At 57.2% G+C, this 13,772-nt stretch carries 11 protein-coding genes and 1 pseudogene; 5 read left to right on the top strand and 7 right to left on the bottom strand.

Annotated elements, in window-relative coordinates; translation table 11 throughout:
- Positions 1-2,711, bottom strand: a pseudogene (locus CQ018_RS20145) (hypothetical protein); the annotation flags it as partial.
- A 477-nt stretch (positions 2,712-3,188) separates the two neighbouring features.
- Here CQ018_RS20145 and CQ018_RS17670 point away from each other — a divergent pair.
- The 5 genes from CQ018_RS17670 to CQ018_RS20140 all read left to right on the top strand — a co-directional run bounded on the left by CQ018_RS17670 (position 3,189) and on the right by CQ018_RS20140 (position 7,071).
- On the top strand, positions 3,189-3,869 hold the full coding sequence (locus CQ018_RS17670; protein ID WP_105551333.1) for a TetR/AcrR family transcriptional regulator: 681 nt from the start codon (positions 3,189-3,191) through the stop codon (positions 3,867-3,869).
- Between the two features lie 44 nt (positions 3,870-3,913).
- Positions 3,914-4,510, top strand: coding sequence for a GNAT family N-acetyltransferase (locus CQ018_RS17665; RefSeq protein ID WP_105551332.1), 597 nt, complete (start codon positions 3,914-3,916; stop codon positions 4,508-4,510).
- A gap of 86 nt (positions 4,511-4,596) precedes the next feature.
- Positions 4,597-5,829 carry an acyl-CoA dehydrogenase family protein gene (locus CQ018_RS17660; protein WP_105551331.1) on the top strand — a complete coding sequence of 411 codons (1,233 nt, stop codon included), beginning with the start codon at positions 4,597-4,599 and terminating at the stop codon, positions 5,827-5,829.
- Between the two features lie 251 nt (positions 5,830-6,080).
- A complete protein-coding gene (locus CQ018_RS17655) occupies positions 6,081-6,611 on the top strand; it encodes a hypothetical protein (RefSeq protein ID WP_105551330.1) in 531 nt (176 codons plus the stop codon).
- A 157-nt stretch (positions 6,612-6,768) separates the two neighbouring features.
- On the top strand, positions 6,769-7,071 hold the full coding sequence (locus CQ018_RS20140) for a hypothetical protein (protein ID WP_181149988.1): 303 nt from the start codon (positions 6,769-6,771) through the stop codon (positions 7,069-7,071).
- 108 nt (positions 7,072-7,179) lie between these two features.
- Here the strand turns inward: CQ018_RS20140 and CQ018_RS20670 are convergent, their stop codons facing one another.
- The 6 genes from CQ018_RS20670 to CQ018_RS17630 all read right to left on the bottom strand — a co-directional run bounded on the left by CQ018_RS20670 (position 7,180) and on the right by CQ018_RS17630 (position 13,287).
- On the bottom strand, positions 7,180-7,314 hold the full coding sequence (locus CQ018_RS20670; RefSeq protein WP_258142701.1) for a hypothetical protein: 135 nt from the start codon (positions 7,312-7,314) through the stop codon (positions 7,180-7,182).
- Complete coding sequence (locus CQ018_RS20135; RefSeq protein WP_181149987.1) at positions 7,301-7,588, bottom strand: hypothetical protein; 288 nt, start codon at positions 7,586-7,588, stop codon at positions 7,301-7,303. The genes CQ018_RS20670 and CQ018_RS20135 overlap by 14 nt, the downstream gene beginning before the upstream one ends.
- A 497-nt stretch (positions 7,589-8,085) precedes the next feature.
- The gene (locus CQ018_RS17645; protein WP_258142700.1) at positions 8,086-9,027 is read right to left on the bottom strand and encodes a DMT family transporter; all 942 of its coding nucleotides are present in this window, start codon (positions 9,025-9,027) and stop codon (positions 8,086-8,088) included.
- A gap of 57 nt (positions 9,028-9,084) precedes the next feature.
- The gene (gene hrpB, locus CQ018_RS17640) at positions 9,085-11,715 is read right to left on the bottom strand and encodes an ATP-dependent helicase HrpB (protein ID WP_308729247.1); all 2,631 of its coding nucleotides are present in this window, start codon (positions 11,713-11,715) and stop codon (positions 9,085-9,087) included.
- Between the two features lie 63 nt (positions 11,716-11,778).
- Complete coding sequence (locus tag CQ018_RS17635) at positions 11,779-12,513, bottom strand: ABC transporter permease (protein ID WP_105551327.1); 735 nt, start codon at positions 12,511-12,513, stop codon at positions 11,779-11,781.
- Between the two features lie 3 nt (positions 12,514-12,516).
- Positions 12,517-13,287: an ABC transporter ATP-binding protein gene (locus CQ018_RS17630; protein WP_105551326.1), complete on the bottom strand. Its 771-nt coding sequence runs from the start codon at positions 13,285-13,287 to the stop codon at positions 12,517-12,519.
- Positions 13,288-13,772: the final 485 nt, after the last annotated feature.

The raw sequence follows: 13,772 nt of genomic DNA, 5'->3' as shown, positions 1-13,772 counted from the left end.
CCAGCCTCAGCGTTAGCATCAGCACCAGCCTCTACGTTTGCATCTGCGCCAGCTTCAACGTCCTTGCCAGCCTCAGCATTTGCATCAGCACCAGCCTCTACGTCCGTGCCAGCCTCAGCGTTAGCATCAGCACCGGCCTCTACGTCCGTGCCAGCCTCAGCATTTGCATCAGCACCGGCCTCTACGTCCGTGCCAGCCTCAGCATTTGCATCAGCACCGGCCTCTACGTCCGTGCCAGCCTCAGCGTTAGCATCAGCACCAGCTTCAACGTCCTTGCCAGCCTCAGCGTTAGCATCAGCACCAGCTTCAACGTCCTTGCCAGCCTCAGCGTTAGCATCAGCACCGGCCTCTACGTCCTTGCCAGCCTCAGCATTTGCATCAGCACCAGCTTCTACGTCCTTGCCAGCCTCAGCGTTAGCATCAGCACCAGCCTCAACGTCCTTGCCAGCCTCAGCGTTAGCATCAGCACCAGCCTCAACGTCCTTGCCAGCCTCAGCGTTAGCATCAGCACCAGCCTCAACGTCCTTGCCAGCCTCAGCGTTAGCATCAGCACCAGCCTCAACGTCCTTGCCAGCCTCAGCGTTAGCATCAGCACCAGCCTCTACGTCCTTGCCAGCCTCAGCGTTAGCATCAGCACCAGCCTCTACGTTGGCATCTGCGCCAGCTTCAACGTCCGTGCCAGCCTCAGCATTTGCATCAGCACCAGCTTCGGCGTCCTTGTTGCTGTCAGCGTTGGCGTCCGTAGCAGCGTCGGAGGAAGCATCCTTTGAAGCATCTGCGGTAGCAGCCGAGTTTGCAGCGGCAGCAGCGTTGGCGTCCTTCGAAGCCGAAGCCGAAGCATTCGAATCCGAATCAGCCTTTGAGTGCGAGGCAGCGTTAGCTGCGGCGGCAGCCGAAGCATTAGCATCCGCGTTCGCGTCAGCCGAGGCATCCTGGGAAGCATCGGCGTTAGCAGCTACCTGGGCAGCGGCGGCAGCGTTTGCATCCGCCGAAGCCGAAGCCGTGGTGGAGGCATCTGCGTTAGCGGCAGCAACGGCTGCGGCAACAGCTGCAGCGTTCTTGTCACTATCGGCATTTGCGGATGCAGCAGCCGAAGCCGAGGCATTCACGTTACCTAGGGTTTCCATGGTCACGGCAAACGAATCAGCGCTAACCGGGTTATCAGCAGCCATCAGCGTTGCGGTGTAGATCTCCGGCTTGGTCAGGTCTGCCGGTACTTCGAAGGTGCACGCCGCGGCGATCGACGCCGAGGTCACGTTCTTGCAGGTCTTGACGGTTTCGCCGGCCGAGTTGGTCCACACGATCGTGCTTTCCAGCGGGGTCAGGCCACCTTCAAGGCTGAGCTTGGCAACGTCGCCCGGGCGAGCCGGCTTGTCGGTTACGTTGAAGTTCGTAACGCTGAGCTTGGCATTGGAGTACGCCATGACTGCGTGGTGACGGTTGTAGATGTTCGGGGCAACGAGGTTGTTAGCCGGAACGGTCTGCGGGGTCCACAGCGGAGATGAGTCGTAGCGGGCAAACACCGGGGAAGTCGACGAGCTGTAGCTCGAAACGATCTTGCCTTCCGGGGATTCAACCCACGAGTACATGTGGTTCCTGTCGAAGTGCCCCTGGCCCATGCGTGCGGTGTAGTTACCGTTGGCATCGGTCGTGGCAACGACGGTCTTGGAGATGTATTCCGGGTTTGCGGTCAACATCTTCTTGGTCGCTGCGGCGCGCTCGGACACCGGAAGCTTCTTGATTGCGTCGTTTGCTGCTGCACCCTCACGGGTCAGCATCGAAACGTAAACCTTGTGGTTAGCTGCGGGCAGATCGCCGAGCTTCAGGTTCTTGTTCGGTCCGGTGGCCAGGTTGGAGTAATCACCAGCGCCAGATTCCAGCCATACCGTGCCCGATACCGTGTGACGCTCGTTCAGCTGAACCGATGCGTGCTTAACCGGCCCCTTCTGGTCTTCGACAAGGTTGGTCGAGGACTTCATGTAGTTCTGCGGGGCCTCGTACAGGAAGATTCCGGTCTTCTGGACGTTGGTGCCAGCAATGGTCACCGCGCCCAGGGAGCCGCTACCGCTGTTGGTCTTGACGAAGCGGTTCGGGTACATGCCGTCCGCAGCGCGCATCATGGTCAGTTCCCCGCCGGTGGCAGGGTTCTTCATCGGTTCAATCCACAGTTTGTATTCCTGCTTCAGCTTGCCTGTGAAGTAGTGGTTCTTTCCGGCGTTGTCGGTCCAGCTCGGAAGCTTGAACGCGTAGGTGCCTGCGCCGCCCTGTTCACCGGTCACGGTGTCGTGTGTTGCTGCCGAGTAGATCGGGGATACCGAACCGTCGGTGTCCTTCCACTGCAGGTAAACCTTGGTGCCGGCCGGAACTGCTGTCAGGCGCTGCGAGATGGTGGATGGGCCACCGTCACCGCCTGCCATCCAAGCGTGACCGGACACGGTGTACTTGCCAACCGTGAGATCACGGAGATCCTTGGAGGTCTTGATTTCACCCGTTGCGATCCCGTCAGCGGTGATGGGAGTCGTGTTAACTGCGGTTGGGATCGAAACTGCAGCGCCGACCGTAACTGCGGCCGGCAGCGGAGCGGCCTGGGCAGAACCCGCGCCAAGAATGGCGGCAACAGCCATAGCTGCACCAGCTGCGGTTGCGCGGCCTACAGTACGGCGACCTCGGTTTCGCATGGATGAGGGGATCGATTGATCCTCGTGAGTCATAGCTCTCCTGAAAAATTTGTTGTGCCGAGGGTGCTGTGCACGCTCGGAGCCCCCAAAAAGATCGCAAAAAACAGATACCTAAAGGGGCATGGTTTCCAACCGTAGTGAGCGAATTTACTCATTCAAAATTTTCATACTGGTATTTTCCCTTCAGTTAAATTACTGAAGACGGCAAGCAAAACCAGTTACCCAGTTGGCTATTTTTCGATCGCAGCACGGCAAAACGACTTGCCCCCTCGACCTCACGCAGTCACCATCCTGGATAGCCAGAAACCGGGAATAAGTACCTATTTACTCAAAATTGATAATCCCAAAAACCATCAACTTTCCGCCGTGAAAGACTCGCATTAATAACGGGGGGCACCTTCTATCCCGAGTACACCGGAGTCTCATAACCAGCATTAGTTTGCGCACATTGAGGTAGAAGACCCCGACATATCCCGCATTTTATTGGCCCAGCGTGCTAGATTCGCGTGCATGATCACCTCCTCCGCCGTGCCCGATGCGGCACTGCGCCTTCTCGTTGAAAAAGGCTTTGACGCAACGAGCGTTGATGCCTTGGCTCAGGCCGCCGGCATTTCGCGCTCCACATTCTTCCGGCGTTTCGGCTCCAAGGAAGAGATGGTCTTTGCCGACCAGGAAATGATCATCCATCATCTCGAGACGATGCTTGCTACCTCTTCTGTTGGCCCGGTTCAGAGCATGGTCAATGCCGGCTTGGTAGTTTTTGATCAACACACCGCACGTCCAGAGGCAGCAAGCCTGCGCCACCAGCTTTTGCTCGACGTTCCCTCGCTGCGCGACCGCGAACTCGTCTCGATTCACCGTTATGAACGAGTCTTCCGTAATCACCTGCGCGATCGTGGCCTCTACGACCTGGTGCATGGTCGGGCCATGTGTATTGCCTTCGCTTCGGGTGTGGTCTCTGTCCACAATGATCATCTGCGACGCTGGCTACGCCACCCAGAAGAAACTCGCCGTCCGGAACTAGAGCGTGAACTACTCGCCCTAGGTACGCTCTTTACCCCGGTACTTGAGCCAACGGATGAGCCGGCGCGCGTACAGCCCACAACTGTTGTGATCACCATTTCCGGGGATGCCCCGGACACCGAGGCAGTTGTTGATCAGGTACGCAACGCCTTGAATGGAACTCACTGAGGATTACACGGGTAAGTGTATGGCTCATCGATTAGCTTCGAGTCATGAAGGTATCGAAAGCACCTGAACCGTTCGCAGCTATACGTTGGCCACAGGAATCCGAGCGGCTCTTGCTGCGCCCGGCGATGCCCTCGGATGCCGAGGCTACCTGGGTGTACCGCAAATTGCCGCAGGTCACCCAATGGATCACCAGCGCGTGGGACAACCTTGCCGACTACCGCGAATCGTTTCTTATCCCCGAAAGATTACAGACCCGTCTGGTTGTTGAGCATGAAGGCCGCGTCATTGGCGAAGTGATGGTGCAACCAGTTGACGCGTGGGTCCAACGCGAAGTTTCTGAGCTAGGCAAAGATAAGGAGGCCGAACTTGGATGGGCCTTTGATCCGCAGGTTTCGGGTCACGGTTTGGCTTCCGAGGCCATTTCGCGGGTCATCAACCTGTGCTTCACGGATCTTGGCCTACTCCGGGTTACCGCCCGTTGCTTTGCCGATAATGAGCCTTCCTGGCGCCTCATGGAACGACTGGGGATGCGCCGTGAAACTCACCTTATTGCCGCGGCACTGCATCGTGAGCTTGGCTGGCTCGATGGTTATGGCTACGGGTTGCGCGCCGATGAATGGGTCAACAACACACCAAAGTGACACGCAGTGCCTTGACGTGACACTGGGTTCCAGTATGCTGTTGCCTAATGAATCTTCATCAGCAGCAGAAAGGCTCGGCTTCGCACATGAGCATCGAAACCAACCTCGCCACCGATTTTCCTACCGGAGTCATTGAGCCCGAGTACGAATTGTGGGGTGAAGTTGATGTTGACCCGACCGGCGTCTTCGAAGATATCCCTGTCGCGGATCGCCAATACTGGGATAGGGCACGAAAATTCGGCCTTGAAGAAGTCCGCCCGGTCATCAATGGCCATTGGGACAAGGCCGAATACCCACTGGATCTTGCCAAGCGACTTGGCGATCTGGATCTGATGCGTGATGGGCTAACCCTCGCCGGCTATCCGGAGATGAGCGTACTGGCAGCCGGGTTGGTGAACATGGAACTGTCGCGAGCCGACGGTTCGATAGGAACCATCGCCGCGGTTCAAGCCGGCCTGGCACTTCGCTCGATCATTGACCGTGGTTCCGAGGAGCAAATCGAACAGTGGGCTTCCAAGCTTGCCAATGGTGAAGTTTTTGGAGCCTTTGCCCTGACCGAGCCAACTCACGGTTCGGACTCGGTGTCCTTAGAGACCCGTGCCGTACGGGTCGAGGGTGGCTACCGGATTAGCGGTGAGAAAAAATGGATCGGCAACGGTTCGGTTGGCGGGATCACCATCGTGTGGGCACGCGATGAGGAAGCCAAGGTCCGCGGCTTTATCGTCCAGCAGGAATGGGATGGCTACACCGGCACCACCATCGAGGGCAAGCTTTCCCTGCGTGCCATCTGGCAGGCACACATCCGCATGGATGACGTATTCGTTCCCGACTCCCATGTGCTGCCCAAGGCACAGTCCTTCAAGGACACCGCAGGAGTACTCTTTGCAACCCGGCTCGGTGTTGCCTGGTCCGCGGTGGGACACGCGACGGCCTGCTACGAAACAGCGGTACAGTATGCCGCCCAGCGCATCCAATTTGGTCGCCCGCTCGCGGCTAGCCAGATTGTTCAAGAACGCCTGACTCGCATGCATTCGGAGCTCGCCACCATGCAGCTCATGGTCATGCAGGCAACCAAGCGCGAAGAATCAGGCGTGCTCTCCCCCACCCAGGCATCCCTTGCCAAGTTCACCTGCACCCGGCTGGCCCGCGGTATCGCCTCAAACGCCCGTGACTTGTTGGGCGGTAACGGTATCCTGCTAGAAAATCGCGTGGCCCGTCATATTGCAGATATCGAAGCGATTCACACCTATGAGGGCACCGAGACAGTTCAAGCCCTGATCATTGGTCGTTCCATTACCGGGATTTCAGCTTTCGCCTAAATTTTTACCACCGGCCCCGGGGGCCGTTGCCTACCCACCAGATGAGGTAGGCAACGGCCCCCCGTCCGTTTAACGTCAAGGGGTCAAAACAAAAGGGCATCGGTCGTCGAAGCGTCACAAATTCCAACATATTTTGACACACCCCTTAATGGCTAGTTAGCTATTAGCAAATACCCTGTAAGCTACTAGACAGTAAACGTGTGGGATAGTTTTGATCCTCTAACAGTCCATTTTTGAAGGATGAGCAGATCGTGGCAGAGCTCCAGCTTCCTAAGCGCCGAAGTATCATCAAGGGCGCGGCCTGGAGTCTTCCTGTCATAGCTGCGGCTATAGCTGAACAACCGGCATCGGCCAGCGCCATCACAAGCGGCGGAAGCTACTTCTGGAAAGAGACGACTTCTTCAAAAGCGACAACCTTGAGCGCAGCTAAACACGGGCTCAGCGCCGACTATTCACTGCAGACTGGTCTCAAATTATCGGGAGCTCCCGTGGACTTTGAGCAAAATTGCGCGATCGTGATCACCGTTTTCTTTAACAAACAAGTAACCGTCTCCAGCCCATACGCAGATCCGGGCTTCGCCAGTGAGCCAGATTTGTCGGCCCCTGGGAACATCTTCACTTTCCGTATCAAGGCCGGGTCTGGATCATTGCTCGGATTCAAAGTCACCGGATCCAAACCGGGCGTCTTGATCGCCACGAGCACCATGCGTGTTGAGAATGGTCACCCGAATTTGAGCTGGGAAACAATACCAACCATGACATCGGCTGAACTCGTTCGCTAGGGCCTCCCAAGTCCTTGCCTGGGCAGTTTGGCTCAATGATCACCTGAGTATTAGGGCATATGCCTTCAGATACCCGGTTCAACAAGAACGGCTAGTTGAAGACCATGGGGGTCAGTGACGATTCATTGACCGAATTTTTCCCAGCTATTCTTCATTCATGGGTTCTTCTATCACCGTCAGCATTCATCCACACTGGTTTAGCGCATGGTTTCTCTATCTCGCAGCCAAGCCCGTGTTGCAGATCGATGGTGTCGAACAGAGGGCTCAATGGAATTCCGCATGCACCGTGGCGCTACGCTCGGGTGCTCACAAGGTGAGCGTGGGGCTACGGTATCGCGGCAGTAGTTCACTGCTTGGATCCTCGACTCTCAAGGTGGGGCTCCGAGATAACGAGCCCAAGGCATTCGTGGCGCGCAACGGATGGGCTAACCACACCCCATTCATTATCACCGAGGCCTAATTTCGATTCGCAAGTCACCCGCCGATATCCACTAGATGAAGACGGATTCGATGGAGGAGCCCCACCAGATTCTCCCGATGGCGGCGCGCCATCCCCACCTCCTGGCATCTAGCCACCGTAGGGCGCGGTTCGGGTGTCAACTCCGACTTCAAGGACAACCTTGCGCCCGGTGGAGATATCACCGGTGACCGTTGCCAATTGGCTGACACACGAATCGTCTCCAAATACGTTATCGGTGGCCAAGGGCAACCTCGGAGAGATTCCGCACGGATGAAGCATAGCCGTCTGTTGCATAGACGCTCTGGCATTCACCTTCTGGGACTGCTACCTGCGAGGTGTCAATGGCCTTGGAGACATCGGCGATTGAGGCTTGGTCGGGGTATACCTCAAAATGGATATGCGGCCACCGCCCCGAATAACAGGCCGGAAAAATGCTGGTGAATCGAACAATCCCTGCCGGATCTGCGACCGGCACCCCACGCAGGTAGTTCTCCTGCTCGATCGCGGAAGAATACATCGAATAATTCCTGCCCCTTGTCGCACTGACACACGTACACTGCGACTCCTGAGAAGGCGGATGACCCGTGTCCAAGGCATTTGAGGTTCAGTTCTAGGGTCAGGGGAATCCCGCGGCCGTGGTCGTGGATTCGCCAATGCTGAAAGCCAAATGCTTTCAGCACGGTGCGCCGTCTAAGCAACGTCTGGATATCAAACCCGCACCCTTTACCCTCACGATCTTCATCGGGACGAGGGTAACACCCGACCCTGGAATCGGGGGGGTGCGCAGTACCCGACGGATCGTAACGCTGATGCTTGTGCTGTTCCATCTCGGAGATCTCATTGCGTTGTGCTCTATTGAGCATTCCTTGATTAGATCCTCCACGCTACCGTTGCCGGCTATGGTCAAACTGTTTTGAGTTCTAAGCGAACCTATGAATGACCGAAGTGAAAACCAAGTAGGTCTGAATCCCCCCCATTCGGGAGGCCGGTGGTCTACCTCAGTCCCGAAAGTGATTATTCACGGACGGTAATCCTCGACTCCTCCGGGCGTTTACTCCTTGGCGCCCGGCCCAGGGTCAAAACTGCGGCGATGATCATGAAGAACCCAATAGTTGAGGCTGGCGTGGGTTGATCTCCCAGGAAAAGCACGGCGATCAGCACCGCGGTTGCTGGTTCCAATAAGGTTGCAAGTACAGCGTTGGCACTCGACGTGGTGCGCAGCCCTGCATACAGCAGCCCATATGCCAATGCCATGGTCACTAAACCCAGATAGATGATCAGCGCCCAGGATCCAATGTCTGTAGTCACTAACGGTTCGCCATTGGCCAAGGCCAGAACTAGCCCCGCCGGAACCAGACATGCGGCAGCAACCAGCATGGTGCTCACCGTGAGGACGAATGGATCAAGAACCCGTGCAAGGGGCGCCACAGCATCGGTAGCCAAAGCAAACGCTATCCCGGAGACCACCGCCGCACCGATACCAAGCACCGGTTGTGGAGCAGCGGAAACTTCACCGCCGGATAGACTCACCAAACATAGCCCTGTCAACGCCAGAAAGACCGTGCCTAGCGCTCCTAACCGCGGAAATCTACGGGTACGAATAGATTTGAGCACCAGTAATAACACCGGTGCCAGTCCCAAGGACACCACGGTGCCAACGCTTACCCCGGCCCACACCACGGCCAGAAAGAAAAAGAATTGAAAAACCGCTGTCAATGAACCAACGGCCAGCGTGCGGCCAGCATGCTTTCGCCCTAGTACCCAACAATCGCGCAATTTTCCCGCGACTAATGCTGCGATTATCAAAGCCAACGCGGCTACTGCTGCTCTATAAGATCCAAGCAACGAGGGTGCGAGGCCCGAGGCTTGATTGGCAATTTTCACGGCGGGACCGATGGTTCCCCAAGCAATCCCGGCAAGACAAATCAGCAACAGCCCAGAAGGTGAGCTCCTCATAGAATTACGCTTGATGGTCGGTGGGATCATGCCCACCAGTGTGCCATGAAGGGATTCTTAAGGCTGTCCCATACGTTTTTTCACGTGCCGAGTTGCCGGTGCCGTCCAAGGGTCTTCGGGCCACGGATGCTTTGGATAGCGTCCCCGGTTCTCCGCACGCACCTGGGTGTAGGGTCCCGACCAAAATGAAGCAAGATCTTCGGTGATCGCCAGTGGTTTGCGTGCCGGGGAAAGCAGATGGAAGAGAATTGGAACTCTACCTAAGACCAAACGTGGTGAGACGTCCAGCCCAAAGCATTCTTGTAGTTTCACCGACACCACCGGCTTGGCCTCGGGTTCATCAACCGGCGGATACTCGATGCGGATCTTTGATCCGCTGGGGACCTCAAGATGCTCGGGAACCAACTCCCCCATTTTGGAGGCTTCGGGCCACGGTAATAGCCTGCGCAATGCCTCAGCTAGGCTCAGCGAGGCAGCCGACTTACCACCGGCGAGCGCCTCGAGTTCGGGTGCTAACCAGTCTCCGGCCGAAGCGAGCAGCGCTTCATCATCCATGGCGGGCCATGGGTCGCCAAGTTCGCGGTGTAGCAAGGCCAGCCGGCGGCGCAGTGCATCAGCGCTTGGGGAGAAGCCGAGCATTCCAAGCCCGGTTTCTTGAAGAGCCGTAAGTACTGCGTCCCGGCCTTGGGCCAGGGTTGGGGTGACGGGTGTATTTTCTAATTCGATGGCACCCAGGGTGCGGATGCGTCGGGCGCTGAGTTTGCCGTTGGAAAAGTTGGTGCGAGTTTCTTCGCCCAGTAGGTGAGCAGCGGCTTGGGCTGCTTCGTGGGCATCGAGCGGTGCTGCGGCGCGGATGAGTGCTCCGGTTCCTGCCGCGTCGCGGCCCGCTGCGCGGGCAACATCGCCAACGGCTAACCATTCGTGGTGGGCTAGTGCGCTGCCAGCGGGGATTCCTGCGCGGGTTCCGGAGGCCAGCAGGTAGCTGGTTCCCGAGCTTCCGTTCACGCGCCGTGCCACGTGGGCCGGGTAGGCGAGGGCGACAATGAGTCCTGCCGCGTCTGGTTGTTCAGGACTTGGTGCTTTGCTTACTCCTGTGTGTTCAAGCAGGCGCTTGAGTCGGGCAGTTTCTTGTTTCCAAGCCTTGGCTTGTGGGTGGGTTCCACGTTGCAGGGATTTATAGAGTTCTCCCAAGTCGGAGGCCGGGGCTCGGTAGTCTCCGGCAAGCATCGCCACCAAGGATGCTGTGGTGTTAATACCCAGGAGTGGTGCCCCATCTAGCAGTGCTCGTCCAAGGCGTGGGTCGGCGGGAATTGAGGCAAGCTTGCGTCCTAGGGTTGTTGCGTGCCCGCTTGCGTCGATGGCGCCAAGCTGGTCGAGAACTTCCAGCGCGTCGGCGAGGCTTGAGGCAGGTGGTGCCTCGGGCAGTTCCAACCCCGCACCGCCCGGGGCTCCCCAACAGGCGAGGATCAGGGCAGCTGGTGCCAGATCGGCAACGCTGATTTCTGCTCGTGGGTGTGCCGGGGCAGCGGCAAAGGTTTTTTCTTCAAAGCACCGGACCACGCGGCCCGGTCCCTGGCGAGCGGCACGGCCGGCGCGTTGGATACAGGAGGCTCGGGATGCCGAGACGGTGACGAGCCCGCTCATGCCTCGAGTTGCATCCCGGCGTGGTTCACGGGCCAACCCGGAATCGATCACTAGTCTGACCCCGGGAACGGTCAGTGAGGACTCGGCCAAGGATGTGGAGACGATGATGCGTGGTTTTGCTTGTGGTTCGCGTCCGGAAACCGCACGGTCTTGTAGCGCCGGAGGTACCTGACCGTGTAGTTCTAGCACCTCGGTTTCCGGGGCTAGGTTACGTAGCTGGGTAGCCACCTCTGCTACTTCCCATGCACCGGGTAGGAAGACTAACGCATCAATACTGGAATCTTCGGCGAGCGCGTTGGTGTGAGCCTTCGCTGCCGTGGCCGCAACGTGGGTGAGGAAGGTACGTGAGACTCCCCTATCGGTGAGCCTTGCACCAATGCTTGGTTCCCACCCAACAGTCAGTGGATGAAGGGCCGAGGGGCAATCAACAACCGGTGCGGCCTCTTCTCCTTGGCTGTCTCCGATCAATCGAGCAAAACGTGGTGCATCGAGTGTTGCAGACATGGCCAGGAGCATTAAGTCCCCGCGAAGCTCGTGTACCTCACGCAGCATGCCCACCAGCAGGTCGGTCTCTAGCCCGCGCTCGTGAACCTCATCGATGATCACTGCGCTAATGCCCTCTAGGCCCGGATCTGCGAGCAATCGGCGCAGCAGAATTCCCGGGGTGACAAATTCGATCACCGTTTGTGCGTTCGTCTTGTTTTCCCCACGCACGCTGAATCCAACTTTGGTGCCCAGTGCGCTGGAATCAAGGGCAGCGAGACGGCGGGCGGCTGATCGCGCGGCGACCCTACGCGGCTGGGTGACGATAACCTTGCCAGCTCCCCCGCTCAGGTCATGGACCAGGTTTGCCACAACCGGTGGAACCAAGGTGGTCTTACCGGTTCCGGGAGGAGCTTGGATAACAGCCGTTGCCGATTCGCCTCTATCACTTAGCACCCGTGAGAGTTCGGGAAGTGATTGAGCAAAGATCAAACCTTCCCCAATGTTCGCTAGATCAAAGGGGATTACTCCGGGATTGGCCCGCACCTGCTGCACACTCACCTCACCCATTATCCCGGTGTCCGTGCCCAGAGATGCTTCGGCTAGGTTTGGTGGAGCGAAAACCTAGTTGGTACGCCGTCGTAGGGTGATCGAACCAAGAACAATTGACAGGATGATCCAGATGGCTATGAATCCAATGCGAATCCAGATATAGCTTGCAGCCTGATCATTATGTGCCACCGCGCTGAGCGCATCAATTGCATGGCTCAGTGGCAGCCAATCACCAATGCTTTCGAGCACCTGGGGCAGCTGACCTCTGGGTAGGAAGATTCCACCCAAGAGGATTTGCGGGAAGATCAAGGCTGGCATGAATTGGACTACCTGAAACTCACTGCGGGCAAAGGCACTGGCAAGTAGCCCCAGTGATGTTCCCAGTAAGGCATCGGCAATTGCCACGGCAAAGAGCAGTCCAAGGCTGCCGGAGACCTCTAGCCCACATACCCAGACGGCAAACCCCACGGCCACCGCAGTTTGAATGATCGCAAGTAACCCAAAGGCCAGTGCATAGCCGAGGATGAATTCCCCCTTGCCTAGTGGCAAGGCAAGTAGCCGTTCAAGGGTTCCGCTACGCCGTTCGCGCAACGTGGCTATCGAAGTCACCAAGAACATCACGATAAAGGGGAAGAGTGCGATCATTTCCGGACCGATCTGTCCGAAGACCGGTGTATCGGTGAAAATCCATGCGACAAGCCCAATCAAGAGGGCTGGAACTACAAGCAACAGAGCCATGGTGCGGTGATCGTGACGGATCTGCCCGAGCACTCGAGTGGTTGTGGCCAAGATGCGTTTCGGGTTCATGATTCATTCCCCCGTCGCCCGGTGTTTAGCCGTACCTACAGGTTTGCTCTGGTTTTCTTCCGAGGCGTGGATCAATGCCAAAAATGCGTCCTCGGCGGTTGTCGTATTGGTGAGCTCTAGTAATCGTGGTGGAGTTTCTTGGGCGATGATCTTGCCCTCGCGCATGAGGATCAGTCTGTCGCAGCGAGTCGCTTCATCCATTACGTGACTGGAGACCAATAGTGTGGCGCCTTCGGCAGCAAGTTGAGCAAAAAGTTCCCAGAGTTCAACACGTAGTACTGGGTCTAAGCCAACCGTTGGTTCATCAAGTACCAAGAGCTCGGGATTACCCAGCAACGCTATAGCTAAAGAGGCTCGGCTGCGTTGACCGCCGGAGAGATCGGCTGCCAGAGCCTTAGCGACCGAACTTAGGTCGGTGCGCTCGATGATTGCTTGGACTTCTGGGGTGGAAGCTCCGATAATCTTTGCGAAATAGCGAAGATTCTCGGTTACCGATAAATCATCGTAAATACTTGGGCTTTGGGTCATGTATCCGATGCGATGGCGCAAGCCTGCAGACCCTGCGGTTTCCCCCAGCACCAAGACGTCTCCGGAAGCGATGATTTGGGTTCCAACTATTGAGCGCATCAAGGTAGATTTTCCGCAGCCGCTGGGTCCCAGCAAGCCGACTACTTCGCCACGGGGGATTTCTAAATCAAGGCCGGGCAAGACTAGGTTCTTTCCGCGCCTAACGATCAGCCCGGTGATTGAAACGGCAGCTGCGTGTGCTTCCATTTCTTGAGTCTTGCCGCTGGGTGGTTCCCGGTCAAGATCAGGTAGTTAACACTGAACTAGGGTGCTCGCTTCTTGTCCACCACACGCCATAAAGATCTAGGAGCCCCTGCAAACCGGAATCCCTAAATTCTCAGTAACGTTACTTGAAGTCAGAGGGGCCGGTAAGCCTTCCCATAAAAGCAAAAACGGGCTCAGTCGTTGAATGCTTCATCGTCTACATACTTGTTGTGCCAGAGACCTACTTTGCCACGGGCGCAACCGCACTTCACCGACGTACTTTCTCCACTTCTTCGGTGCCCTATTTCCAGATTCCAACAGCCCAACCGCATCAGTGATGATGTTATGGGCTCCCGATGTAGGAGTACTGGATGAGGCCTTGGGCTTGTGTGGCCCCCTTCATGACACGTTGGAACTCCAGCATTGGAGCGTATTGTTGATTGCTATCAATCGCCCAGACTTTGCGGTCACGGTTTTGGAAGTGGGGC

It is taken from the genome of Arthrobacter sp. MYb227, assembly GCF_002975435.1.
Classification (GTDB): domain Bacteria; phylum Actinomycetota; class Actinomycetes; order Actinomycetales; family Micrococcaceae; genus Paeniglutamicibacter.
This window is presented reverse-complemented; position numbering and strand designations above follow the sequence as displayed.

Bases quoted from the DNA above. Each gene is read 5' to 3' on its own strand.
- CQ018_RS17670 (WP_105551333.1), top strand. From the start codon at position 3,189: ATGATCACCTCCTCCGCCGTGCCCGATGCGGCACTGCGCCTTCTCGTT.
- CQ018_RS17665 (WP_105551332.1), top strand. From the start codon at position 3,914: ATGAAGGTATCGAAAGCACCTGAACCGTTCGCAGCTATACGTTGGCCA.
- CQ018_RS17660 (WP_105551331.1), top strand. From the start codon at position 4,597: ATGAGCATCGAAACCAACCTCGCCACCGATTTTCCTACCGGAGTCATT.
- CQ018_RS20140 (WP_181149988.1), top strand. From the start codon at position 6,769: ATGGGTTCTTCTATCACCGTCAGCATTCATCCACACTGGTTTAGCGCA.
- CQ018_RS20135 (WP_181149987.1), bottom strand. From the start codon at position 7,588: ATGTATTCTTCCGCGATCGAGCAGGAGAACTACCTGCGTGGGGTGCCG.
- CQ018_RS17645 (WP_258142700.1), bottom strand. From the start codon at position 9,027: ATGAGGAGCTCACCTTCTGGGCTGTTGCTGATTTGTCTTGCCGGGATT.
- CQ018_RS17635 (WP_105551327.1), bottom strand. From the start codon at position 12,513: ATGAACCCGAAACGCATCTTGGCCACAACCACTCGAGTGCTCGGGCAG.
- CQ018_RS17630 (WP_105551326.1), bottom strand. From the start codon at position 13,287: ATGGAAGCACACGCAGCTGCCGTTTCAATCACCGGGCTGATCGTTAGG.